This is a genomic window from Luteimonas sp. WGS1318 (assembly GCF_043187535.1).
Classification (GTDB): domain Bacteria; phylum Pseudomonadota; class Gammaproteobacteria; order Xanthomonadales; family Xanthomonadaceae; genus Luteimonas.
Genome location: NZ_CP171131.1, coordinates 1,772,252 through 1,797,219, shown reverse-complemented (window position 1 = coordinate 1,797,219; position 24,968 = coordinate 1,772,252). Strand labels below are relative to the sequence as shown.

The following is a 24,968-nucleotide window of genomic DNA, read 5'->3' as shown; positions in this document are numbered from 1 at the left end:
TCAGTGGGCCTCCAGTTGCGGCTTCGCTGCGTCGCCGCGATGCAGAAGACGGTAAAGGGTGGGCAGGACAAGCAGGGTGAGCAGCGTTGAAGACACGATCCCGCCGATCACGACGGTGGCGAGCGGACGCTGCACCTCCGCGCCCGCGCCGACATTGAGCGCCATCGGGACGAAGCCGAGCGACGCCACGAGGGCAGTCATCAAGACCGGCCGCAGCCGCCCGAGCGCGCCGTTGAAGACCGCGTCGTCCAGCGACTGGCCTTGTTCGCGCAGGTTGCGAATGAAGGCGATCATGACCAGGCCGTTGAGCACGGCCACGCCGGACAGCGCGATGAAGCCGACACCTGCGGTGATCGACAACGGGATACCGCGCAGAGCCAGTGCGGCCACGCCGCCCGACAGCGCCAGCGGCACGCCGCTGAACACGATCACCGCGTCCCTGGCCGAGCCAAAGGCCATGAACAACAGGCCGAAGATGAGGACCAAGGTCACTGGTACCACTACTGCGAGCCGTTGGCTGGCCGAGATCAACTGCTCGAACGTGCCGCCGTAGTCGATCCAGTAGCCCTCGGGTACGTTCACCTGCTGCCCGACGCGCTGCTGCAGCTCTTCGACGAAGCTACCCAAGTCGCGATCACGCACGTTGGCGGTGACCACCACCCGGCGCTTTCCATTCTCACGGTTGATCTGGTTGGGCCCCAGCAGGCTCTCGATCTGCGCGACCTCCCGCAGCGGCACGGTCCGCGCGCTCGCCCAACTGGGTTCCAGGCTCGACCGGTCCGCGTTCGCCACGTCGGGCAAGGGGATCGGCAGATCCTCGAGGGCGGTCGGATCGACGCGCATCTGTTCCGGCAGTCGCACCACGATGTCGAAGCGGCGGTCGCCCTCGAACAGCTGGCTGGCCACCTGGCCACCGACCGCAGTGGCAACGGTCTGCTGCACGATCCCCGGATTCAGGCCGAAGCGCGCAAGCGCCGCGCGGTCCGGGACGATCGTCAGCAGTGGCAAGCCGGTTGCCTGTTCGGTGTTGACGTCGACCGCGCCCTCGACCTGCCTGGCAGCCGCCTCGACCTGTTCGGCCACTTCGACCAGCGTGTCCAGGTCGTCACCGAACACCTTGATCGCCACATCCGCACGCACCCCCGAAATCAGCTCGTTGGTCCGCATCTCGATCGGTTGCGAGAACTCGTAGTTGTTGCCTGGCAGCGTGGCCACTGCGGCTTCGATTTCGTCGATCAGAACGTCCCTGGGCTTGCGTGGATCGGGCCATTGCCCGCGTGGCTTCACCATCAGGTAGGAGTCCGCCACGTTCGGTGGCATCGGGTCGGTGGCCACCTCAGCCGTGCCGACCCTGCTGAAGACCCGCTCCACTTCCGGAACCTGCACCAGCCGTTCCTCCACGGCCACTTGCATCTTCACCGACTGCTCCAAGCCCGTTCCGGGAATGCGGATCGCTTGCATGGCGAGGTCGCCCTCGTCCAGGCTGGGAATGAACTCGCTGCCCAGGCGCGTGGCGACCAGCAGGGACACGACGACCAGTATCAGTGCCCCGCCAAGGACCCAGTTCTGACGACGGAGTGACCACGCAAGCAAGGGCTCATAGCGTCGGCGCGTCCACTGGACCAGCCGGTTCTCCTTCTCCTCGACGCGGTTGCCCATGAAGATCGCGATGGATGCGGGAACGAAGGTCAGCGACAGCACCATCGCGCCGGTGAGGGCCAGCACCACGGTGATCGCCATGGGATGGAACATCTTTCCCTCGATCCCGGTCAGCGCGAAGATCGGCAGGTACACCGCGGCGATGACGAACATGCCGAACAGGCTGGGCCGGATGACTTCGACCGTGGCGGTGGCGGTCAGTTCATTGCGCTCGTCGCGTGTGAGCGCCCGGCCAAGCCGATGCTGCATCTCGCCGAACCGGCGCAGGACGTTCTCGATGATGATGACCGCGCCATCGACGATCAGGCCGAAGTCGAGTGCACCTAGGCTCATCAGGTTGCCGGAGACGCCGCCGCGCACCATTCCGGTGATGGTGAACAGCATCGCCAGGGGGATGACGGCGGCGGTGATGAGTGCGGCGCGGACATTCCCCAGCAGCAGGAACAGGACCACGATGACCAGCAGGGCGCCCTCGATCAGGTTCTTCGAGATGGTCTGCATGGTGCGTTCGACCAGCACGGTGCGGTCGTAGACCGCCGTCGCGGTCACGCCTTCCGGCAGGCTCGCGTTCGCGTCCTGCAGCTTCGCCGCCGCGGCCTGCGCGACGCTGCGGCTGTTGGAGCCCACCAGCATCGACACGGTGCCCAGCACGACCTCTTCGCCGTTCTGGGTGGCCGCGCCGGTACGAAGCTCCGGGCCTTCACCCACCTGCGCCACGTCGGCCACCCGGATCGGCAGGCCCTCGCGCCGGTCCAGCACGATGTTCCGGATCTCGTCGACGCCGCCGACCTGGCCGGGCACGCGCACCAGGTACTGCTGGCCGTTGCGCTCGATGTAGCCGGCACCCATGTTCTGGTTGTTGGCGGCGACCGCGTCGACGATGTCCTGCAGCGTGAAGCCGAGTGCGACCAGCTTGGACGGGTCCGGCGTGATGTGGATCTGCCGCTCGAAGCCGCCGATCGTGTTGACCTCGGTCACTCCCGGTATGTTGCGCATCTGCGGCCGGATGACCCAGTCCTGCAGGGTGCGCAGGTCGGTGGCGGTCCACGGCGTACCGTCCGGCTTGGCCGCGTCGGGTGCAGCGTCGACGGTGTACAGGAAGATCTCGCCCAACCCGGTCGAGATCGGCCCCATTTCGGGCTCCAGTCCCTCGGGAATCTGCGAGCGGATCTGCTGCAGCCGCTCGGCCACCTGCTGCCGGGCGAAGTACAGGTCGGTGCCGTCCTCGAACACCACGGTGATCTGCGACAAGCCGTAGCGTGACAGCGAGCGCGTGTAGTCGAGCCGCGGCAGGCCGGCGAGTGCCGTCTCGATCGGATACGTGACCCGCTGTTCGGACTCCAGCGGCGAGTAGCCGGGCGCTTCGGTGTTGATCTGCACCTGGACGTTCGTGATGTCCGGTGTTGCATCGATCGGGAGCCGGGTGAAGCTCCAGATGCCTACTCCGATCAAGCCCAGGGTCAGCACCAGCATCATCCAGCGATGCCGGATCGAGAACCGGACGATCCGCTCCAGCAGGCCGGACTGGTGGGCTGCGGCGTCAGTCGTCATCCGACGCCCCCGCCTTGCCGATGTCCGCCTTGATCAGGTAGCTCTCCGCGACCACAACATCCTCGCCCACGCTCAGGCCCGCGCGGATCTGCACCTGCGTGGTATCGCGGGCGCCGGTTTCGACGTGTCGGGTCAGGTAGGTCTCGCCCTCACGTACGAACACGGCCTCCCGGCCATCCATCGACTGCAGCGCCGTCAACGGCACCATCAGGTCCACCGGCTCCTGCGCGACCGTGATCCGCGCCTTGACCGCCGTTCCCGGCCGCCATTGGTTGTCGGCGTTGTCGATCGTTGCGCGGGCCACCGTGCTCTGGCTGGCGGTGGCCATGCCCGGCAGCACGCGTTCGAGCGTGGTTCGGACCGTCTCGCCATCGCTCATGCGGGTGACCGCCACCGGCACGCCGGGCTGGATGTGCTGGGCGTCCGCGCCAAAGATGTGGAGGTCGACCCAGAGCTGCGAAAGATCGGCGATTTCGAACAGGGGCGCACCCTCGCTGGCCAGGCCACCGACCGACGCACTGCGCTCGACGACCACGCCGGAGATGGGCGCGGCGACGCTGTAGGTGCTCAGGCTCAGGTTGCTCTCGATCGTCGCCAGTGTCTGGCCGGCGCGAACCTGGTCTCCGACATTGGCGCGCAGTGAGCGGATCGGGCCTGGGAAGCGGGCGGTGACCTGCGCGACCCGACCTTCGACCGGGGTCAGCAGGCCTTGTACCTCATGCTCGTCGGCGATCACGCCGGGGCCGACCGGCCGCGTCTGGATACCGGACTTTTCGGCAATTTCGGCAGGGATGACCGTGCTGGCGATTTCACCCGCTTCATGACCGTGTTCGTCGGCCTCGGTGCCGTGGTCGGCGGCCTCGTCAGCATGGGCGTCGTTTGCCGGCTGGCTAGGCTGGTCCGGCTCACCACTGCAAGCCGCCAGGCTCAAGGCCAGCGCCAATGCCGGGATCAGGTGGACAGGCTTCATGGGGTTGCTCCTTGGTTGTCTTGCGGGCCCGGGCCGGCGACGAATGCCTGGCCGGTCAGCCGCTGGATCTCGATCAGGGCGCGCTGGGCTTCCAGCGCAGCTGCCAGCTGTTGCTGCCGTGCGGCGGCGCGCTCCGCCTGCAGGCTCGACCACTCCAGATAACTGGCGGCGCCTGCGCGGTACGCGGTGGCGGCCGCTGCTTCGGCCTTGGCCAGACGTGGAAGCACGTCCTCACCCAGCCGCTGTGCTTCCAGGCGGGCCACCCCGAAGCGGCCATGCGCCTCAGCGAGGGTGGAGTAGAGCGACAGCCCCACGGCCTCCCGTTCGATTTCCAGCGCTGTCAACTCGGCGCGTGCGGCACGGATGCCCGGTTGTGCCCGGCGGGTGGTGCCCAGCGGGATCGAGACACTGCCGACCAAGCCGAAGTCATCGCCGTCCGCCATCCGTCGCACGCCCACCTGCCAGTCGAAGTCCGGGGTCGCTTCGCTGCGTGCCAGCTGCAGGCGTGCCTCGCCAATGCGCTGCTGATCGACGAACTGCGCGAGCTCGGGAGTGCGTTGCAACCAGTCGGCGAGTACCGCGAAGTCCGCGATCTGGGGCACGGCGAGCAGATCGCCCCCGAGGATCTCGAATGCGGGATTTCGCTCGCCCCACAGGGCCGCGAGATGCTGGCGGGCGGCCGCCTGACGTTGCCGGGCGCGAGCGCGATCCAGTTCCGACCGCGCGAGGGCGGCCTGGGCGGTGAGTACGACCGATTCCGGCGAAGCGCCGGCCTCGTGACGCCGGCGCGCCGCAGCAACGGTGCGTTCGCGCTGGTCGACGTCCAACTGCGCAAGCTCGCCTTCGCGTTGCGCACCGACGACCGCCAGGTAGCGGCGGGCCACTTCGGCCAGGAGATCCAACCGCTGCGCCTCGCGCTCGATGGCCAGCGCGTCGATCCGGCTTTGCGCGAGCGTGCGGCGGGCATCGAGCTTGCCGCCGCGCTCCAGCACGGAGGCGAGGCTCAGCGTGATCTCGGCGCCATCCAGGCCGCTGGCCGGGCCGGTACCGAGCACGTTCTCGACCTCGGCTCCAGCGACCAGCGCCGGGCGCAACGAGGAGCGATCCAGTTCGGCTTTCAGGGCCTCATGGCGGGCACCAAACAAGCGTAGATCGGGATGGGCGTCGGCAACGCGAAGGAAAGCGTCGTCCAGGGTGAGGGGGTCGGCGGCGTGCGTGGGGAATGCCACGGCACACACGGCGACGAACGCGGCCAGGGCCGCTGATCGCAAACGCATGGGGGTTGCTCCGATGAATCGAATTGACGGGAGTCGGCATCAGGCCGACGGCGCGGTCATCCGAAGATCGGAGGCTTGAATAGGCTCGGCAGACGCAAGGCGGCCGGGGGCGATGCTTTTTCGACCCCCATTCGACCGGCGACCGGTCGAGTAGAAAATGAATCCAGGACCGGCAACACGGCCGCGGCTGAACCACAGCAATGGGCGAAATCCAGTAACAGGTGCAACGTCTCCGATCCGTCTTGATCGTGCGCGTCCGCCGCGGCGAACTCCGCGCCCGGATCGTTGGCATGCGGGCCGTGGCTGTGCGCGCCCGACGGATCGTGCGCGAGCTCATGCATTTCGCCAGCGGCTGTCATCACCGGTTGGAACGCCAACCCCAACGCAAGCACACCCAGCACGACGACGCGCAGGAGCGGCAACAAGAAGCGGGGATGCAGGCGGGTCATGGCCGCGCAGGGTACCTGCGGATGATGGGGTTATACAATTCCGCTGAATGCGTCGAGAGGGCTACAGGGAAAAGGCGCGTTCCAGTTGTCGGCCATGGCACCGCTTGTACTTGTTTCCGCTGCCGCACTGGCACGGCTGGTGATCGCGCAGCCCCGACGACAGTGCGTGTCCAGGAACTGGTGCGCCTGCTGCAGCGGTTCGATTTCATGCGCGGGGACACTGACCTCGCCGGGAGCCGCCGGGATGCCCCGGCTCAGTCTCTTCCTGGGGGCTCTTGCCGTTGCATGGGCTGCTAGCCCTTCGATGGCAGACAGCAATACCCGGACTGCGCTCTACGAGGTCATGCGGTCGGGCTTGGCTGCCTGAGTGATCCGTGGGACGAAGTGGTGCGCGATGTTCCAACGAGACGTCCGCTTTGGGTCGGAAGCCGCACTTCCCTACCCCCGATAAACATCCCTGGTCGGTGCCGAAAACGCAGATTTCATCCTCAACATGGACTAGGTTGCACTACGGACTGCGCCGAGCTTGGAGTGACGCTGCGTCCTCCACCCCCCTTAGGAAGACGCGCCAACCGAAAGCGGCCGCTATGCCCACATGCGGCGGGGGGCGCCTGCTGACGGAGCTTAGCTTCCTCAACATCTTGACCTGGCGACTGGCTCCTGGCGCGTTCAGACGCCCCGTCCTGGTGAGTTAGTAGTATTACTACTCATCGCAGACGGTGAGACTCGCAACCGGCACGGTGCGCACCGTCGCTGGAGCCTTCCCATGTTCACCCTGCTCGACCCACCCGCATCGTTCGCTGGCTATGCCGCAATCGATCCGCCCCTGGTGCCGCTGCCGCTCGGCGCGGCTACTGCCCGTCTGGGGTTCCCCTCCCCGGCGGAGGACTTCGAGGAAGACAGCCTCGACCTCAATCGCCTGCTGATTCGCAACGCGCCGGCCACTTACGTCTACCGGGCCAGCGGCCACTCGATGGCACGCGCCGGGATCCTCGACGGAGACTTGCTGATCGTCGATCGCTCCGTCGAACCCCGCACCGGCAGCCTGGTAATGGCGGTCTGGGAGGGCAACCAGCCCACCTGCAAGATCCTGCTGATTGCCGAGCACCACATCGAGCTCCACTCGGCCAACCCTGAGGTGCCGCCGATCATCATCGAGCCAGGGACCGAGGTGGAACTGTTCGCCGTGGTGAGCATCGCTCGCCAGGTCAAGCGCGCTGCGGTGCCCCGTGCGTCCCGTTCGTGACCGCCGGCGGGAGGCCGCCGCACTCTACGAATACCCGGAACACCTGCGTCCCGAGATCGACGCGCTGCCGCGCGCACCGGGCGTCTACACCTTCTTGGGCAACGAAGAGGACGTGCTGCCGCTCTACATCGGCAAGTCGATCGACATCCGCAACCGCGTGATGGATCACCTTCGAACGCCCGAAGAAGCGAGGCTGCTTCGGCAGGCCCGGCGGATCAGCCATATCCGCACCGCCGGCGATATCGGCGCCCAGCTGCTCGAGGCGCAGATGATCAAGGCGAGCCACCCGCTCTACAACCGCAAGCTGCGCCGCACGACGCGGCAGTTCTCTATTGAACTGCACCGCGGGAAGGTCACTGTGGTCAACTCAGCGGACATCGACCCGGCACGCGCACCCAAGCTCTACGGGCTGCATTCCAGCCCTCGGGCGGCAATGACGTCCTTGCGCCGCCTCGCCGACGAAAACCGCCTTTGCTACACGCTGCTCGGCATCGAGCGCGGGGTACCGGGCCGTCCGTGCTTCCGCGCGATGCTCAAGCAATGCGCCGGCGCCTGCCACGGTGCCGAGACACTGGGCGAGCACGAGGAACGCTTGCGGCTGGTGCTGGACGACCGGCAGGTGTCGGCCTGGCCGTACCAGGGCGCGGTGGCATTGGAAGAGCGCGGCGAGGACATGCGCCAGTACCACGTCGTGCGCGACTGGCAGTACATCGGCAGCGCAACCACGCTCACTGCCGCGCGGCGCATCCGCAGCTCGACCGGCCAGTTCGATCGCGATGCCTACCGGATCCTGCGTGCGCCTGTCCTCGACGGCGCCCATCGCATCGTGCCGCTGGCAGCCTGACATGTTCGCCTTGGTCGACGGCAATAACTTCTATGCAAGCTGCGAGCGCATCTTCCAGCCACGCCTGCGCGGTGTGCCGCTGGTGGTCCTGTCGAACAACGACGGCTGCGCGATCGCGCGCACGGCCGAAGCCAAGGCACTCGGCATCAAGATGGGGCAGCCCGCGCACGAGCTGAAGCAACTTGTGAAGCACCAGGGCCTGCAGATGCGCAGCGCCAACTTCGCGCTCTATGGCGACATCAGTGCCCGCGTGGTCACCATCCTGCGCGATGAGGCGCCGCGCGTGGAGGTCTACAGCATCGACGAGTCATTCCTCGACATGACCGGCATCCGCGATCGCGAGGCCTTCGCGCATCGACTGCGCACGAAGGTGCACCGCTGGACGGGCATCCCCAACTGTATCGGGATCGGCCCCACCAAGACGCTGGCCAAAGCGGCCAACAAGGCGGCCAAGTCCGGCGCGGGCGTTGTCGACCTGACGGAGCCAGATCGTCGCGCGCAGGTGCTGGCGACCTTTCCCACGACAGATCTCTGGGGCGTCGGCGGCAAGTGGGGCATGCGCCTGGCCAACATGGGCATCACCACAGCAGCGCAGCTGCGCGACGCACCGCCCGACACGATCCTGCGCGAGTTCGGCGTGGTGCTAGCGAGAACGCAGCGCGAGTTGCAGGGCCACGTCTGCATCGAACTCGAAGACGTGGCCCCCGACAAGCAGCAGATCATGGTGAGCCGATCGTTCGCCGAGCGCGTCGAGGACCACCAAGCCGTCGCACAGGCACTCGCCACCTTCGCGGTGCGCGCCTGCGAAAAACTCCGGAAGGCCGGGCTCGTCGCCGGCGGCGTGTGGATCTTCGTACACAGCGATGTGTTCCGCGTAGAGCTGCCGCAGCACCACGTCAACCGATCGATCAGCCTACCGGTCGCGACCGCTGATAGCCGAGCAGTGCTGTCTATCGTCACCCGTCTCCTTCATGGCGCTCTCAAGCGGGGAGTCGGCTACAAGAAAGCGGGCGTCGCACTGCTCGACCTCGGCCGGCCTGAGCAGCGGCAAGCCGACCTGTTTGCCTCAGGGTCGGCAGGAAATTCGAAACTGATGGAGACGCTCGACGGCATCAACCGCAAGTTCGGCCGAGGCGTCGCCGGCCTGGGCGCCACGGGCTGGAAGGAGCGGCCCGATTGGGGCATGCGTCAGAACATGCTCTCGCCCAACTACACCACTCGTTCCAGCGACCTTCCCCTCATCAAGTGCTGATTGCTTGTCGCATTGACCACGGCGCCATGTCTGCGCCCCTACCCTGCTTTTCAGCCCCATCAGGACCGATCCCATGTGCTACTCCGCCCAGGTCTACGCCGAGCTCAAGCGCTATCAGCGCCTCTTCCCCGAGGTGAAGATGGACGTCGAGACCTACGTGAAGACCTTCTGGTGGGATCGCGGCAAGAATCCGATGGCAAAGGCGCCGCGGGCGCTGATCCGGGAGCTGCAGGAGCTCGGGCCACCTGATCTTGTGGCGAATCTTCTACGGGCCGATGCGGCCGCCATCTCTGCGCTCGAGCAGGAAGTGTTCGCCCAGCGCCGGCGCGTTGCCGACGCCGAGCGGAAGCTGCTGACCAAGGTCACTAAGAAGGCCCAGGAGGACGTGCGAATCGGCTCGACCAAAGTCGAGCTTGCGATGGCGCGCATTGCGGCGCTCAAGCGCACCGAGGCCCAGCCTGCCGACAGCCGCATCTTCCCGGGCATCTACGCCCCGGTGCTAATCGTCGAGAACGGCCAGCTCGTGCTCAAGCCGATGCGCTACCAGTGCCGACCGGCCGGCAAGCCTGCCTTCTACGACACCAAGTTCCCCGGCACGTACAACGCCAGGCGCGACAACCTCGAGGGCTTCTGGGGTGGCCTGTTCGGCTTCAGCCACGGGATCATGGTGGCTGATCGGTTCTACGAGAACGTCGAGGGCGAGGATGGCCAGAACAAGCGGCTGGAGTTCGTGCCGAGCACCGGTGAGCCGATGCTGATCGCCTGCCTGTGGTCGCGGTGGAAAGACCCGAAGGGCGTCGAGCCGGATCTGCTGTCGTTCGCGGCCATCACCGACGAGCCGGAGCCCGAGGTGGCCTCCGCCGGTCACGACAGGACGATCATCAACATCAAACCCGAACACCTCGCGGCCTGGCTTAATCCGGACCCGGCCAACCTCGCCGCGCTGTACGCCATCTTCGACGACAAGCGGCACCCCTTCTATGAGTACCGGGAGGCTGCTTGACCTATCCCCTGGAATCGAACATGACCCCTGCTGCGTTGCCCGCCGAGATCGTCGCCATTGCGTATGGAGATGTGGAAGTTGCCTCAGGCGCCGTCCTCATGGAGGTTTGGGTGCGCGAGATCACAGCGGAAGGGACGGCTGTCATCGGCGCGCGAGATCCGGTGCTGGTGCATTACGGCATGTTGGAAGATCTCATCGCACGCGAGAGCCGGCTGATAACCGCGATGCGGAAGAACGGTGCCACTCGGGACGTTCTACCCCCCGCGGGCAGAACGCTGCCGGCGTGGGATGCCGGTCCGGCGCTCCCATCACTCATGGCCTTCGGATACATGTGCGATGGCTTGGGCTACCGGGATGTCGAAGCCGACTTGGGCGCCGTGCGGCTCTGGTTCTCCGTGCGCCCTCTCGCGCAGGCGGGAAACACCGACCAGGAGCACTCGCAAGGCGGTGAGTACCTGATGGCCCGACATACCCTTCCTGCTTTCCACCAAGGCATGCGCAACGTCCTTCGGAAGATGCGGGAGCTGGGTGCTCGCCCACCCGAGAAGCTCAACTGAAAAACAGAGGTGACCCATGACGGGGATGCCGAAGCTGTCCCGCATCGAGCTCGACAACGAACTCAACTCTCTGGGCGCCTGGGTGCCCGCGATGCTCGCCGAGACTGACGAACACTGCCACATGGATACCTTCGCCGGCCACGCCGACGAGATTGAAGCGCGCACCGCCCACGAGGACCAAGACCATTACTGGTCTCGCCTCCAGTGCATCCTGCGTGACAAGGGGATGGTGCCCCGAGCTGACGAGCCCTGCAGCGAATAGCGCAGGCGAGGCGCTGCAGCGAGCAGTGGGCGCAGTCCGCCGTGAGACGAGGGCTGGAACACCGACGCAGGCGTCACCCTCGTGCGCCCCTATTACTGTCCACCACTAGATGGGAAAATAGTTATGGGCCAGGCCATGTCGATTTCGGGGCGCCAGGCCTCTCCACTTCGACGAAGCGTGCGAAATGTAATCGCAGAGCTGAAGGGCAAGCTGCGCACCCGTGCTGCTCGGGAGGCGCGGCGGCTGATATGGAGTGTCAACATCGGCGAACTTTCAGACGTAGAACTGGATCAGGTACTGACAGCGCTCGCCGAAGCGGGGTATAGGGGGAGCTACACACGCGAGCTCAGCTTCATCGCGCATTTCGAATTCGATTGGAGAACAGGCTCTACCCAGCATCGAACCGCTCCCCGCGAGGGCAGCAACGTGCGCTGGGCGTAAATTGGCGGAGCGGCGACATCCTAGGGGAGAGGTGCAGGGCCGCGACGCGCACACGTGCTGTGGGGTCAGATTGCATCCCCTCAGGAGTTTTTTTTTCAGGTGATATCGCGATCAAATGTAAGAGACTGCCTAGGTCACCGAGAGGTAGACCTTCCCGGACTAGGTGAGTAGCAACCAGCAGGCTCGATGCTCTTCTGACGACACCCGTTTTTGACCGAAAGCGGACATGCACCGCACCCTTGATAACACCGACTAATCGCTACCTCTCACTTACCGAAGTTAGATCGAGGCACAACTCCTCTTGCTTTCCAGGCTGGGTTCCCCACAGCGCTTAACCTCAGCGTTGCAACGGCACTTTTTCAAAGAGGCTCCCTGACAAGCTCATTTCGCCATCATCGCCCTTTACCTCGTCTGATTTCCTGCTGAAGTTGACCGAAGCACTCTCAGGGCACACTTGCACTATTCAGTTGCGCTCTCAAAAGTCGGCTTCAGGCCCGTTTGGGGGCGCGTGAACGCACTCACCGCAGCCCTAAGCTGAACTGCATACAGCGCTGAACGCTTTCAATCGGCTCTTGGGGACAGGTGAGCGCACCTCGCGGCACCTATGTACAGTAGAAACGCGTGAGCACCCTCAAAACGCGCGCGATAAGGTGCCGCAAAACTGAGTATTTATCTCTCTCGCGATTGAGCAACTTAGGTAAAAATGCTCAAGAGCGTGCGTTACGCCCTCCATCGCTGAATTGAGCCGAGAACCCGAGATAGAGAGGCAGCCTTCGAAGCTTGGGAAGATCCGATCGCATCGCCCCCCGCTCTGCACACGCCCCTTAAGCGAACTCAGATCGATTCGCTTATGAGGTGCGCCGTATGAATTTACCTGTTATGGAAGCAGCCGAACAGAGCCACGAATTGAGTCTTATGTTATTGATTATCAAAAAGCTTTTAGGTGAAGACATAAACGCCGAAAAGTGACTTAAAAATAACTTAGCAAGCACTTTTTAACGAGAATAGTAGCGCCTGCTATCCGTAGTTCGACTAGGCACATCGCTGACGATCCCGAAAGGTCGATGACCCAAAGACGCAGCGAAGATTCGAGGGACCTGATGATGCGCAAACCCGCTCGCAGTGTGATCCCGCTCACCCAACAATGCCCTAAGAAGCCTATCCGCTCTAGCGTTGCCAGCTAGATTTGCGAAGAATCGGAGGTCCTCTTCATTAGGTTGAGTCCCCCTTATTATCGTAGAAAGATGTGCCCTGTCGGGCCCAAGTGGAAAGAACCCGTGAATTGCCGCTAACATGCTAGCTCGCCAGTCACTCTTGACGTTCCGAGAAAGTGACTCTCCTGTCTCTCCTGGGATCCAGTTCTCGAGAACAGCGGCGCAAATATTCGAAATATAGAATCTATGCTCCAACGGAAGACTGCAGTAGATATTCCAGTCATACACCGGATACTTAAGGTAAACATCCAATTGCTTCATCAGCGTGATCGCAAGGTACGGAAAAACGATAGACACCCGTTGAGTATCTTCCGCAACCTCTTTAATCATCATCTCTTCGAGCCTTCCTGCTCTCTTGCTTCCGAAGAGAGCAAAATAAAAAACAAATCCGTACCAGTCCGACCCTAATCGATACGGATGTTTGCACCCCGGCGAACTTGCACACCATTCTCTAGCGCGACACAGACCGCTGAACCCATCTATCCAGAAGTGAGCTCTGTCATAAAGACGTCCATGCGTCGAACAGCACGAACGCCACGATGAGAACGGTCGGAAGATAGCGGAACCATCAGGATCGGCGAGAATCGCGATCTCGCATGTCGGACATATGAGCCACGACTCAGCTTGAGTTTCCCTCAATGCGACTTCAAGGCTGGCAGGCACCAATAACGAGGAGGCCACTTTCCCCATTTTGTCGATTGGATATTTACCGTACACACTCTGAGACCTAATTCTAGAGTTCATGCATTTAAACTTAGGGATCTCACCGAAAAGCTTGTTAAGCTCCTCATCCGAGATTGCCCCTAAATACGGCAGCGCAGACCGCCTAACGGCATCCGTGTTTATCATATATGCCGCCCAAGACTGATAACCGAATGGACGGCCACCTGCTCCTAAACCAATTAACAGCGAGCTCTGGAGCTGGCGGCCTAAACGCTGGATCAGTAATTAAAGCTTTATACCCACGAAAGGCGAGAAGCAATGCCGCGATTCGACAGGCCGCCGGTAGCGAGCCAATTCTCGTCGGTAAAAATGGGGGCAGCACCGGAATCGTTTTTCTTAGATTGTATTCATGAGCTAACTCCCAGGCAAGCTCGGCACATGCAGGCACATCGGGGTACGGATGCCAGTTTCTATAGAATAGTTGAGCCAGATCTCGCTTAAGATTTGCACTTGGGGAACCATCTACCGAGTTCTTCCAATCGCGCGCAATCTGCGCCGAGATGAGCATCTCGCCTGTGGGTTCTGAGGTGGTATCGCAATGAAATTCCTGCAGAACGAGGTGGTGCGTCTCGCAAATGAAATTCCGGCAATCAATCCAGTTAGTATTGGTGGGAAATCTAGTACAAGAAAGTTCGGAAATTTTACAGGATGGGCAGGTAAGGCGCCTGTACCGCGCTTCGACTCGCCAGGCGATCGGTATTCCTGTTACATCACCTAGCAGCACCGGAAATCCTAACCACTCAAGATCTCCAGATAATCTTGATTTTTCGGGCTCTTCCGCACTCCCCCCCAACCAGTGCTCCCAAAGATTCACGTTAAGACCTGACGCATGCTGGGCGGCATCTAGCCAGCTCTTGCGCGACTCATTAGGGTACGCTTCCGGCCACACTGGGAGATCAGCGATTGTACTCACATCGTTGCCTTTTCGAACACGTCAGGTGGCACGCGCAGGTGGGGCTCTTCCTTAAGATCATCAATATGCAGGTTGTCAGCGCCCCTTCTAATCGCCCTGCAACTTGCATCTTTTATAACGTTAAGAATCTTGGCCGTCGAAGAAACTTTATGGCCGGAAAACCAACTGACGAATGATTCTGAATGTAGGCGCGAAGGATATTTAAACGGCAATTGGCGCTCAACACCAGCTAAAAACGACCTGAACTGCTCATCCTCACCCCATTCAGTTATTCTTGCGACTTTGAACCTGGAGTTTAGAGATTCATCTGTAGATATCGCTGTACGCAGTCTTTCAGTTGTAGCTATTCCGACAGTTATCCCTATATTTACGAGGTGTCTAACAAGGGCTAGAGATCGCTGTTGGGCGGATCTACCTGAGTTGAGAACATTTCCGAACTCATCGAGAAGCAGCTGAGTACATCCAACGGCCGCGAGAGCCTCCTCCACATCAACAGTGCGAAACGATGTCCTCTGCCCTATACCAGGAAGGCAGCCTTTTATAATCGCGTATCTCACTGACGTCAGATCACCTGCTTCAGGTATCTCACAAAGTACAACTGACTTCCGTAGAATCCCGCGGTCGTCACGACTATTAGGAAGATTTTGACCAGCATAGTGGCGTAGAATTCTTGATTTCCCCATGCCTGGCGCCGCAACAATATGTATTCCTCGTGGTCTATCAGAGCCGGCCTCGTGCCTGCGCAGGTAGCTAAGCCACTGGAGCGCAGCAATCGCCTCGGAGGTTGGAATGAACTCGAACTCTTTGATGGCTGCACAACGCTCCTCGACGCCCATTTGCAAGGCGGCAGAGGTCCGGCTAGAAAGAGAGTCGGAATGGTTCATCGGACCAGCCCAAGCTTGGGATCCAATGGTTGAGCGGCTACGGAATAGTCGATTGCCTTTTTTACGTTGGTCACTGCCTCCTTTCGAGACTCAATTTTCCTTCGCGCCTTTCGTGAAGTTCGTATTGCGTCGTCTTCAATCTGGCGCTTTGCCTCTATGGCTTCGAGAAGATCTGCGCAAGCTTTCGCATCTGTACCTCCCGCCCTCAGTATAGATTTCGCTTCTCGCAACTCACGAAGAGAGCAAGATGGCAAGCCGCGGACTGATGTTGGGACGTCAATGAAGGCGCCATCGATTTCGAGCCAGACAATCGAAACATTGTCCTGACGGAAGTAGACCCTGTACTTATTTTTGCTGTTTATAAGCGGTACCAGTGCCGGGTCCCAGTACCGTAGTCCATTGATCTCGATTCCCTGACGACCCACCACTCGATTCTTGTATGGCAGGAATCCAAGGACGAACTCTCTCCGATCACTTACAATGCGCGGCAACGCAACTTGTCCATCCTCGGTCAACCAAGCCTGCGACCATGCCTTAGAAGGCGTTACATCTCCAAGTCCTTTGTGAGGAGTGTTGAAGTATCGCCAACATATTTCGTTCGCGACCCACTTTTGGAGCTCCCGCATATTCATACATGCGAGCTTCTGAGACTTGTATGCTCTACGTTGCTTCGAGTTTGAGAACGTAGTGCCTGGCAGCAAGTGCACCTGCCCCATAAATGTCCCTATATATCTCTCGATGAAAGCGCCGTAGTGTGGCTTGCGGACCGGTCTCGAATTCACAGATATACCGCGACGCTCGCATTGCGTTCTTATACCGGTCGCTTGAAACGTTTTTCCTCTATCCCAATGGAAACTTTGTGGAACGCCGAACACCGGATACGAGCTTTTGACGCCAATCTCTTCGAGCCATTCTTCCTTAGGGAAGCATGCGTGCTCTATACAGAGGTCAACTGCAGTCTGGTTTGGATCATCAAGTGATAGATACCATCCGACGATGGACCTGGTGAGTACGTCGATTGCGAGCGTAATCCAGGGCCTACCAATCTCTTTCCGCGTGCTAGTTTCGACCACCATCACGTCAACAACAGCGTGGTCAACTTGAACTACTTCCAGCGGCGCTTCAACTGTAATTCCGTACACGGCAGCCTTCTGGAGCGCGTCACCTTCTTCATTTCCAAATCGTTTTCGTTGGCGCTCAAGCGGATTCTTGTGTGATATACGATTTGCCAGAGTACGATGGTCTGGCGCGCTTAATCCTGCTCTCTGACATATGACCCTAACGTATTGATGGAAGCTGTTCAGGCTTGGTCTTTCTGGTCTTAGGTAAAACGCTAGATAGGCCTCATCTATAATTCGTTCTATCTCAGGACCTAGGTATCTCGTACCAGGTGTCGGTCCGGGGATCGAGTTTATCTGTGAGGCAGGCGATGGATTTTGCCTGAATGCCGAGTACCGGCGCGCGACGGTGCGTACGCTTACACCCATTTCAACTGCAATGGACGCCTTTTGTGCAGGCGTTGCTCCGCCTCGTGCCGGCAGGAGCGCCAGATGCTTTGACCAAGCTAGCGCTATCTTGTCTTGTTCTTCGTCGGCAGCTGGGATTCGCTTCTTCTGGGAGCGCTCGCCTGCAAAAGGCCTCAGGTCACCCGCTCTTGTCCAGAGGCATTCGTTGGTCCCACAGACCACAGCACGGATGCACGACGAGCTCTTGATCTCTGCCACGCGCACAGCCCTTCCATCACATACGAGAACCTCTCCAACTCGTATCTGAATCGGTGGCGGCGATCTGCTTACCCCACGGGCCGGAGGCATGGACACTTCACCTGAACGAGCAGACAGGTCTAAGCCAAAGATCGTGTCACCGAAGTGAAGAAACGGAGAGGTTCGTGTCTTTTCGCTATCAAACGCTGCTGAACACTTGAGGCGGACGATCCCTATACAACGCAACCTACTGATTTAAAAGAGCTTGGTCAGCCTGGCACGAGCGCGTCTGCCCGACAGGTATGCCGCATCGCCTGGATGGCTTCATCAGTTCTTGAAACGGACGCTGCGTCGGTTCTGGTCAGAGATGACCCTCGCGAAGCGAACTACCGATCCAGTCTTGACCTGCGCGCTTACGCGCACTTGCTGCGCTCACGGTCGACATGGTTCGCAGGCATCTGCACTTCGCCCTGGTGACTGGCGTCAGCGGAAATCCAGCACTCCAGGATCAGCCCGCGGTCACCGGATACAAGGCGCCTCTGAAAATCGGGCCGGCCACGCTCGACCGGCCCGACATTCAACACCCGCTGACCTTGCTGCGCGGCGAGCATCGGACGATCCGGCTCACCGGATCGCCCTCGCCTCACGCCTCGGCGAACAACGCCGGTGTTACTTCAGCCCGCGGTTGCGCAGCAGCGCGTCGGCGGTCGGCATGCGGCCGCGGAACGCCTCGTAGCTTTCGGCCGGGTCACGGGTGTTGCCGACCTCGTAGACCTCGCGGCGCAGCTTGGCAGCGAGCTCCGGATCGAACACGTTGCCGGCTTCCTTGAACGCGTCGAAGCCGTCCGCGTCCATCGCCTCGGCCCAGGTGTAGGCGTAGTAGCTCGCCGAATAGCCGCCGTCGAAGATGTGGCTGAAGTGCGGCAGCCGGTGCCGCATGCCGATCTCCTCCGGCACGCCCAGCTCGCGCAGCTGCGCGGCTTCCCATGTGCGCGCTTCGAAGTCCTGCGGCAGCTCGGTCATCTGGTGCAGGCGCATGTCCAGAATTGCCGACGAGAGCTGCTGCACGGTCAGGAAGCCCTGGTTGAAGGTCTGCGCCTTCAGCAGTGCCTCGAGCATCGGTTCGGGCATCGGCTCGCCGGCGGCATTGCGGGCATGCGCGCGGAGAATCGTCGGCTCGGTGATCCAGTGCTCGTACACCTGCGACGGGAATTCGACGAAGTCACGCGGCACGGCCGTGCCCGACAGGCTCGGATAGCGCGCCGTCGACAGCAGGCCGTGCAGGCCGTGACCGAACTCGTGGAACAGGGTCTGCGCCTCGTCCAGTGAGATCAGCGCCCGTTCGCCGCTCGCCGGCGGCGTGATGTTCTGGTTGTTGACGACGATCGGGCTGTCGCCGAGCAGACCATTGGGCACACGGATGCTGTTCATCCACGCACCCGGGCGCTTGGTCGGCCGTGCGAACCAGTCGGCATAGAACAGGCCGATTTTCTGGCCGTCGGCTTCGCGGATCTCGAACACCCGCACGCCATCGGCATACACCGGAACGTCGGTGCGCTCGTGCGCGGTCAGGCCGAACAGCTTCTGCGTGGTTTCGAACATCGCAGCGACGATGCCGTCGAGCGGCATGTACTGCTTGACCTCGCCCTCGTCGAGCGCGAAACGCTCGCGGCGCACCTGCTCGGCGTAATAGCGCCAGTCCCAGGGCTGGACATCGGTGACGCCGCCCTTCTCGGCCAGCGCTTCGATGTCGCGCAGTTCTTCCTGCGCGCGCACCAGGGCCGGCTGGTACACCGCCGTCAGCAACTCCATCGCGGCGTCGGTGGTCTTGGCCATCGAGTCCTGGAGCACGTAATCCGCGTGGCTCGGCGCGCCCATCAGCTCGGCGCGCTCGATGCGCAGCGTGACGAGCCTGGTGATTTCCTCGCTGGTGTTGTTGGCGTTGTTGTTGTCGCCGCGGAACGTGAAGGCACGCCAGATCTTCTCGCGTGCCTCACGGTTCGGCGCCGCGGTCAGGAACGGCTCGGCGGCCGAACGCGTCGCCGGGAACAGGTACTGCCCGGGCTTGCCGGCGGCTTCGGCCGCCGCCGCCGCGGCACTCGTCTGGTCGGCCGGCAGGCCTTCGATCTCGGCCGCGCTCAGCAGCACGTCGTTGGCCTTCTGGTCGGCGAGCAGCTTCTGACCGAACGCGACGCCCAGGTTGGCGAGTTCCTCGTTGATCGCGGCGACGCGCGTGCGCGCCTCGGGCGACAGCGCCGCGCCCGCGCGCACGAATCGGCGGTGGGTTTCTTCGAGCAGACGCGTCTGCTCCGGCGTCAGCCCCAGCTGCGCACGCGTGGTGTAAAGCGTGTCCACGCGCTGGAACAGCGCCTGGTCGAGCATGGTCTCGTTGGACAGGCGCGCGAGCTTCGGCGCCACGTTCTTCTGGATCGCCTGATTAGCCGGCGTCGCGTCGGCCGAGGCCACGGTGAAGAAGGTGCTCGAGACGCGGGCCAGCTGGCGCCCTGCACGCTCCATCGCCTCGATGGTGTTCTCGAATGTCGGCGCCGCCGGATCGTTGGCGATGCGCTGGCTCTCTGCACGCGCCTCGGCGATCGCCAGGTCGAACGCCGGCTCGTAATGCTCGGGCCGGATGCGGTCGTACGGCGGCACCCCATCGGGGGTGTCCCATGCCGTCGTCAGCGGATTGGCGGCCTGTTCCGCACGTGTTTCGACGGATTGCGCTGCGCTCGGCAGGCTGCTGGCCAGAAGCGTCGCCGCGATCGCGGTGGACAGAAGGCACGCACGTAGAACCATAGTATTGCTCCGAAGCTGGACGTCTCGAGTGGTATCGATCCGACATCGCGGACCGACGGGTATTCCTGTGAATCTATAACATTCGACGCGCGCGGGGCTATGCGGAGGTGACGCGGGATGCAGTGGCACGTGCGCGTCCAACCGCCCCGCTCCGCGATCAGCTCCCAGTAGGAGCGCGCTGGCTCGCGATGGCTTTTTTGCGCCGCGCCCAACTGATCGCGCGCAAGCGCGCTCCTACAGCAACGCGACGCTTGACCGTTTCGGCCACTCCGACCTGCGCAACGCGCAGAGGCGATGTGCGGACACCAGGTGACGGGGCTTGTCGAGCGCTGGCCCACCGCTTCTGTAGGAGCGCGCTTGCGCGCGATGAGGCGTTACCGCGCCGTCCAACCGATCGCGCGCGAGCGCGCTCCTACAGAAGCGCGATTCGCACGTGTCGACCGCTCCGACCTGTGCAACCCGCCAAGCGATTGGGGCCGCCGCGTGGCGGTGTCTCCCGGATATGGCTCCACCGATCCGTAGGAGCGCGCTCGCGCGCGATGGGGCATTGCCGCGGTGCCAGACGTTCGCGCGCGAGCGCGCTCCTACACAAGAACGGATCAAGCGGCAGGTGGTCGTCCAACCTGTGGTACGCGCACTGTGTGCCGACTACTGCCCTTTCAGACCACGCCCGTAAGAGCGCGCTGACGCGCGACGGGTGTTACCGCGCCAACGACCCGTCGCGCGCCAGCGCGCTCCTACAAAGGCGGAATCGGACATTCGGCTGGGAAATCGTGGCGCCGCAAGCGTCAGTCACGAATGGTCGTGCCGGCGTTGCATGGACGCCTGATCACTCGCATCCGCTGTACCGACGGGACAGATGCCACCTTGCCGACGGGCCCGTCGCCGCTTTCCAAACGCTCATAACGCAAAACGGGCAGCCCTTGCGAGCTGCCCGTCTGCGTGAAAAGTGGCGTCCCCACGGGGATTCGAACCCCGGTGTCCACCGTGAAAGGGTGGTGTCCTAGGCCTCTAGACGATGGGGACGCAGAAAACCGTCTTGCGTCATTCCGATGATCAGGCCGTTACGACCATCGGACAAATTGTGGTGGAGCCAGGCGGGATCGAACCGCCGACCTCCTGCATGCCATGCAGGCGCTCTCCCAGCTGAGCTATGGCCCCACGTTTGGGAGCGCGAAATTGTAGTGTTCCGTATCGGCAACGTCAACAGAATTTCGTGGTTCCCACGTTCGCATCGATTCGTTCCGGGGAACGTCAGCCGTTGGCGCCGGCCTCGCTGCGATCGAGCCGCGCATCATCCGGATTTCCGCGCAACGTTGCAAGCCCATGGCCCTGGTCGTGCAGATACTGGAGCCACTTGCCGAGGAAGGTGTTCATGCGCATGCGGTGATCGACGACTTCCGTCGGCGGCGGAAACATGCCGATCACGTCCTGCCAGCGCCGTCCCACATAGCAATGCGTGGCCTCCACCTGGCCGGCATCCCGGTACAGGCGCAGGTACGCGGACGGGTCCGGCTCGCCGGTGGCCGGGTCGAGCATCGTGTAGCTCAGGCGCAATTCGGTGGTGTAGGCATGCTGGGCCAGCACGTCCAGGCGCACCGACAGCGCCCCGTCGACCTCCGACAGATAGCGCCCAGGCGCCAATTTTCCGGGATCGAACAACCGGGTGAGACGGCCGTGATTTTCCGCATACAGCGCCATCAGCCAGCCGAACCGCCCCAGGGCGGGCAGGCGCGGACGGCGGGTCAATACGTTCTGCATGGACCGATGCTACATCGCCGCGAATGAACCCGGCAGGCATTGACGCTGCCCGCCCGCGGCGCCCACGATGGCGGGCGCACCGCGCCTCAGTACATGACGCGCTCGATCCCCAGCGTCGACATCACCTTGCTGGAGATCTCTTCGATCGACGTGTTGGTGGTGCTCAGCACCGGAATGCGCTCGGCACGGAACAGCGCCTCGGCCGCGACCACCTCGCTCTTGCAGGTCTCGAGCTTGGCGTAACGCGAATTCGGCCTGCGCTCCTGGCGGATCTGGGCCAGGCGCACCGGATCGATGGTCAGCCCGAACAGCTTGGCGCGATGCGCACGCAGCCTCGGCGGCAGACGGTCGTGCTCCAGGTCCTCTTCGGTCAGCGGGTAGTTCGCCGCGCGCACGCCGTGATGCAGCGCCAGATACACGCAGGTCGGCGTCTTGCCCGCGCGCGACACGGCGACGAGGATCACGTCGGCTTCGTCGTAGTCCACCGACATGCCGTCGTCGTGGGTCAGCGCGAAGTTCATCGCGTTGATGCGCCGGTGATAGGTGTCGAAATCGACCATGCCGTGGGCGCGGCCCACGCGTGATTCGCGCGATTCGAGCAGTTCGCGTTCCAGCGGCTCGATGAACGGCGCGAAGACGTCGAGCACCAGTGCCCCGCTCTCCCCCAGCGCCAGCGCCAAGTTCTGGTCGACGCAGGAGCTGATGACGATCGGCCGCACGCCCATCGCCTCACCGCGCGCCCGGATCAACGCCGCCACCTCGCGTGCGCGTTCGATGCTGTCGACGAACGGAATGCGGTTGGTGCTGAACTGCGTGCCGCTGAACTGCGTCAACAGACTGTGGCCGATGGTTTCGGCGGTGATACCGGTGCCATCGGAGACATAGAACACGGGGCGCGTGGCGGACATGCGGGTTCCGGTCGTGCGACGAGCGCCTTCGCGCCCGGGAAGGCTAAAATAACCGTTCCATACCGGGCCTGCCCGGTCATCCCCTCGATCCACGCGACACGGAGTTTCCTCTTGAGCGCCAACATCCTGTGGCTGCATGACCTGCGTCTGACCGACCTCGCCCAGGTCGGTGGCAAGAATTCGTCCCTCGGCGAAATGATCGGCAACCTCGCCAAGCTGGGCGTGTCCGTGCCCGGCGGATTCGCCACCACGGCCGATGCGTTCAAGGCGTTCATCGCCCACAACGACCTGCACCAGCGCATCTTCGACCGCCTGGCGCCGCTCGATGTCGAGGATGTCGCCGCGTTGACTGCGGCCGGCAAGGAGATCCGCGGCTGGGTGATCGATGCGCCGCTGCAGCCCGATCTGGATGCCGACATCCGCGCCGCCTACGAAAAACTGGCTGCAGAGAACGGCGGCGGCGATGTCGCCGTGGCCGTGCGTTCGTCGGCCACCGCCGAAGACCTGCCCGATGCCTCGTTCGCCGGCCAGCAGGAGACGTTCCTCAACGTCACCGGCGCCGACGACGTGGTGGTCAAGGTCAAGGAAGTCTTCGCGTCGCTCTACAACGACCGCGCGATCGCCTACCGCGTGCACCACGGTTTCAAGCACGAAGACGTGTTCCTGTCGTCGGGCGTGCAGCTGATGGTGCGCTCCGACGTCGGCGCATCCGGCGTGCTGTTCACGCTGGACACCGAATCGGGCTTCCGCGATGTGGTCTTCATCACCTCGAGCTTCGGTCTCGGCGAGATGGTGGTCCAGGGCGCGGTGAATCCGGACGAGTTCTACGTCTACAAGCCCACGCTGGCCAAGGGCCTGCCGGCGATCCTGCGCCGCTCGATCGGCAGCAAGCAGCTGCGCATGGTCTATTCCGATTCGCCCGGCGAGCGCGTGCGCACCGAAGACACGCCGACCGAGCTGCGCCACACCTTCTCGATCACCGATGAGGACGTGCACGAGCTCGCGCGCCAGGCGCTGACGATCGAAAAGCACTACGAGCGTCCGATGGACATCGAGTGGGCGAAGGACGGCGTCAGCGGCAAGCTGTTCATCGTGCAGGCGCGCCCGGAAACGGTGAAGTCGCGCGCCAAGGCCACGCAGATGGAGCGTTTCCATCTCGGCGCCCGCGGCGACGTCGTGGCCGAAGGCCGTGCGATCGGCCAGAAGATCGGCGCCGGCGTCGCACGCGTCGTGCGTTCGCTGGACGACATGAGCCGCGTGCAGCCCGGTGACGTCCTCGTCGCCGACATGACCGATCCCGACTGGGAGCCGGTGATGAAGCGCGCCTCGGCCATCGTCACCAACCGCGGCGGCCGCACCTGCCACGCGGCGATCATCGCGCGTGAGCTGGGCGTGCCGGCCGTGGTCGGCACCGGCAACGCGCTGGACCTGATCGAGGACGGCAAGGACGTCACCGTCAGCTGCGCCGAGGGCGACACCGGCTACATCTACGACGGCATCCTCGAGTTCGAGCGCATCACCACCGATCTGTCGTCGATGCCCGAAGCGCCGTTGAAGATCATGATGAATGTCGCCAACCCCGAGCGCGCATTCGACTTCGGCCAGCTGCCCAATGCCGGCATCGGCCTGGCGCGCTTGGAGATGATCATCGCCGCACACATCGGCGTGCATCCCAAGGCCCTGCTCGAGTACGACAAGCAGGATGCCGACATCAAGAAGAAGATCGACGAGAAGACCCGCGGCTATGCCGATCCGGTCAGCTTCTACGTCGACCGCCTGGCCGAAGGCATCGCGACGCTGACCGCGTCGGTCGCGCCGAACCCGGTGATCGTGCGCCTGTCGGACTTCAAGTCCAACGAGTACGCCAACCTCATCGGCGGCACGCGCTACGAGCCCGAAGAAGAGAACCCGATGATCGGCTTCCGCGGCGCCAGCCGCTATGTCGATCCCTCGTTCTCGGACGCGTTCGCGCTCGAATGCAAGGCCGTGCTCAAGGTCCGCAACGACATGGGCCTGACCAACCTGTGGGTGATGATCCCGTTCGTGCGCACGCTGGACGAAGGCCGCAAGGTCGTCGAGGTGCTGGAGGCCAACGGCCTCAAGCAGGGCGAGGCCGGGCTCAAGATCATCATGATGTGCGAGGTGCCGTCGAACGCGCTGATGGCCGACGAATTCCTCGACATCTTCGACGGCTTCTCGATCGGCTCCAACGATCTCACCCAGCTCACCCTGGGCCTGGACCGCGACTCGTCGATCGTCGCCCACCTGTTCGACGAACGCGACCCGGCGGTCAAGAAGCTGCTGTCGATGGCGATCCAGGCCGCGCGCGCGAAGGGCAAGTACGTCGGCATCTGCGGCCAGGGCCCCAGCGACCATCCGGATCTCGCGCAGTGGCTGATGGATGAAGGTATCGAGTCGGTGTCGCTCAATCCCGATACCGTCGTCGACACCTGGTTGAAGCTCGCGAAGTCGAAGGCGAAGCAATCCGGCGCCTGAGACGACGTCCGCTTAATGCCGCGTCGGCCAGTCTGACGCGGTCCACGAGCCCCGCTCCG

18 protein-coding genes and 2 tRNA genes are annotated in these 24,968 nt (G+C 62.9%); 7 read left to right on the top strand and 13 right to left on the bottom strand.

The window, feature by feature from the left end; translation table 11 throughout:
* The 5 genes from ACF3M1_RS08280 to ACF3M1_RS08260 all read right to left on the bottom strand — a co-directional run bounded on the left by ACF3M1_RS08280 (position 1) and on the right by ACF3M1_RS08260 (position 6,057).
* Positions 1-3,177 carry an efflux RND transporter permease subunit gene (locus tag ACF3M1_RS08280; RefSeq protein WP_394005218.1) on the bottom strand — a complete coding sequence of 1,059 codons (3,177 nt, stop codon included), beginning with the start codon at positions 3,175-3,177 and terminating at the stop codon, positions 1-3.
* A 22-nt stretch (positions 3,178-3,199) separates the two neighbouring features.
* Positions 3,200-4,180 carry an efflux RND transporter periplasmic adaptor subunit gene (locus ACF3M1_RS08275; RefSeq protein ID WP_394005087.1) on the bottom strand — a complete coding sequence of 327 codons (981 nt, stop codon included), beginning with the start codon at positions 4,178-4,180 and terminating at the stop codon, positions 3,200-3,202.
* The gene (locus ACF3M1_RS08270) at positions 4,177-5,457 is read right to left on the bottom strand and encodes a TolC family protein (protein WP_095208874.1); all 1,281 of its coding nucleotides are present in this window, start codon (positions 5,455-5,457) and stop codon (positions 4,177-4,179) included. Before ACF3M1_RS08270 ends, ACF3M1_RS08275 begins: the two co-directional genes overlap by 4 nt.
* A 56-nt stretch (positions 5,458-5,513) precedes the next feature.
* The gene (locus ACF3M1_RS08265) at positions 5,514-5,906 is read right to left on the bottom strand and encodes a hypothetical protein (protein ID WP_394005086.1); all 393 of its coding nucleotides are present in this window, start codon (positions 5,904-5,906) and stop codon (positions 5,514-5,516) included.
* 61 nt (positions 5,907-5,967) lie between these two features.
* Entirely contained in the window at positions 5,968-6,057 is a 90-nt protein-coding gene (locus ACF3M1_RS08260) for an SEC-C metal-binding domain-containing protein (protein ID WP_225218078.1), read from the bottom strand.
* A gap of 615 nt (positions 6,058-6,672) precedes the next feature.
* Between ACF3M1_RS08260 and ACF3M1_RS08255 the strand changes: the two genes are divergently transcribed.
* From ACF3M1_RS08255 to ACF3M1_RS08230, 6 genes are all read left to right on the top strand, one after another.
* A complete protein-coding gene (locus ACF3M1_RS08255; RefSeq protein WP_394005085.1) occupies positions 6,673-7,152 on the top strand; it encodes a LexA family protein in 480 nt (159 codons plus the stop codon).
* Positions 7,153-7,195: 43 nt separating this feature from the next.
* The gene (gene cho / locus ACF3M1_RS08250) at positions 7,196-7,996 is read left to right on the top strand and encodes an excinuclease Cho (RefSeq protein ID WP_394005217.1); all 801 of its coding nucleotides are present in this window, start codon (positions 7,196-7,198) and stop codon (positions 7,994-7,996) included.
* A gap of 1 nt (position 7,997) precedes the next feature.
* On the top strand, positions 7,998-9,248 hold the full coding sequence (locus ACF3M1_RS08245; protein ID WP_394005216.1) for a Y-family DNA polymerase: 1,251 nt from the start codon (positions 7,998-8,000) through the stop codon (positions 9,246-9,248).
* 73 nt (positions 9,249-9,321) lie between these two features.
* Complete coding sequence (locus ACF3M1_RS08240; RefSeq protein WP_394005084.1) at positions 9,322-10,251, top strand: SOS response-associated peptidase family protein; 930 nt, start codon at positions 9,322-9,324, stop codon at positions 10,249-10,251.
* On the top strand, positions 10,248-10,808 hold the full coding sequence (locus ACF3M1_RS08235) for a hypothetical protein (RefSeq protein ID WP_394005083.1): 561 nt from the start codon (positions 10,248-10,250) through the stop codon (positions 10,806-10,808). The genes ACF3M1_RS08240 and ACF3M1_RS08235 overlap by 4 nt, the downstream gene beginning before the upstream one ends.
* Before the next feature lie 25 nt (positions 10,809-10,833).
* A complete protein-coding gene (locus tag ACF3M1_RS08230) occupies positions 10,834-11,070 on the top strand; it encodes a hypothetical protein (protein WP_394005082.1) in 237 nt (78 codons plus the stop codon).
* Between the two features lie 3,287 nt (positions 11,071-14,357).
* On the opposite strand, the gene ACF3M1_RS08225 is transcribed toward ACF3M1_RS08230, so the two are convergent.
* The 8 genes from ACF3M1_RS08225 to ACF3M1_RS08190 form a co-directional block, all read right to left on the bottom strand.
* A complete protein-coding gene (locus ACF3M1_RS08225) occupies positions 14,358-15,245 on the bottom strand; it encodes a TniB family NTP-binding protein (RefSeq protein ID WP_394005081.1) in 888 nt (295 codons plus the stop codon).
* Complete coding sequence (locus ACF3M1_RS08220) at positions 15,242-16,969, bottom strand: Mu transposase C-terminal domain-containing protein (RefSeq protein ID WP_394005080.1); 1,728 nt, start codon at positions 16,967-16,969, stop codon at positions 15,242-15,244. The genes ACF3M1_RS08225 and ACF3M1_RS08220 overlap by 4 nt, the downstream gene beginning before the upstream one ends.
* A 392-nt stretch (positions 16,970-17,361) precedes the next feature.
* Positions 17,362-17,559 (bottom strand): hypothetical protein, encoded by a 198-nt coding sequence (locus ACF3M1_RS08215; RefSeq protein WP_394005079.1) that lies wholly within the window; start codon positions 17,557-17,559, stop codon positions 17,362-17,364.
* Positions 17,560-17,617: 58 nt separating this feature from the next.
* Positions 17,618-19,744, bottom strand: coding sequence for a M3 family metallopeptidase (locus tag ACF3M1_RS08210; protein ID WP_394005078.1), 2,127 nt, complete (start codon positions 19,742-19,744; stop codon positions 17,618-17,620).
* A gap of 950 nt (positions 19,745-20,694) precedes the next feature.
* Positions 20,695-20,770, bottom strand: a tRNA-Glu gene (locus tag ACF3M1_RS08205).
* A 59-nt stretch (positions 20,771-20,829) separates the two neighbouring features.
* Positions 20,830-20,905 (bottom strand) — tRNA-Ala (locus ACF3M1_RS08200).
* A 93-nt stretch (positions 20,906-20,998) separates the two neighbouring features.
* A complete protein-coding gene (locus tag ACF3M1_RS08195) occupies positions 20,999-21,505 on the bottom strand; it encodes a DUF1249 domain-containing protein (protein WP_394005077.1) in 507 nt (168 codons plus the stop codon).
* A gap of 86 nt (positions 21,506-21,591) precedes the next feature.
* Entirely contained in the window at positions 21,592-22,413 is an 822-nt protein-coding gene (locus tag ACF3M1_RS08190; RefSeq protein ID WP_394005076.1) for a pyruvate, water dikinase regulatory protein, read from the bottom strand.
* 111 nt (positions 22,414-22,524) lie between these two features.
* Between ACF3M1_RS08190 and ppsA the strand changes: the two genes are divergently transcribed.
* On the top strand, positions 22,525-24,909 hold the full coding sequence (gene ppsA / locus ACF3M1_RS08185) for a phosphoenolpyruvate synthase (protein WP_394005075.1): 2,385 nt from the start codon (positions 22,525-22,527) through the stop codon (positions 24,907-24,909).
* The last annotated feature ends 59 nt before the right edge of the window (positions 24,910-24,968 follow it).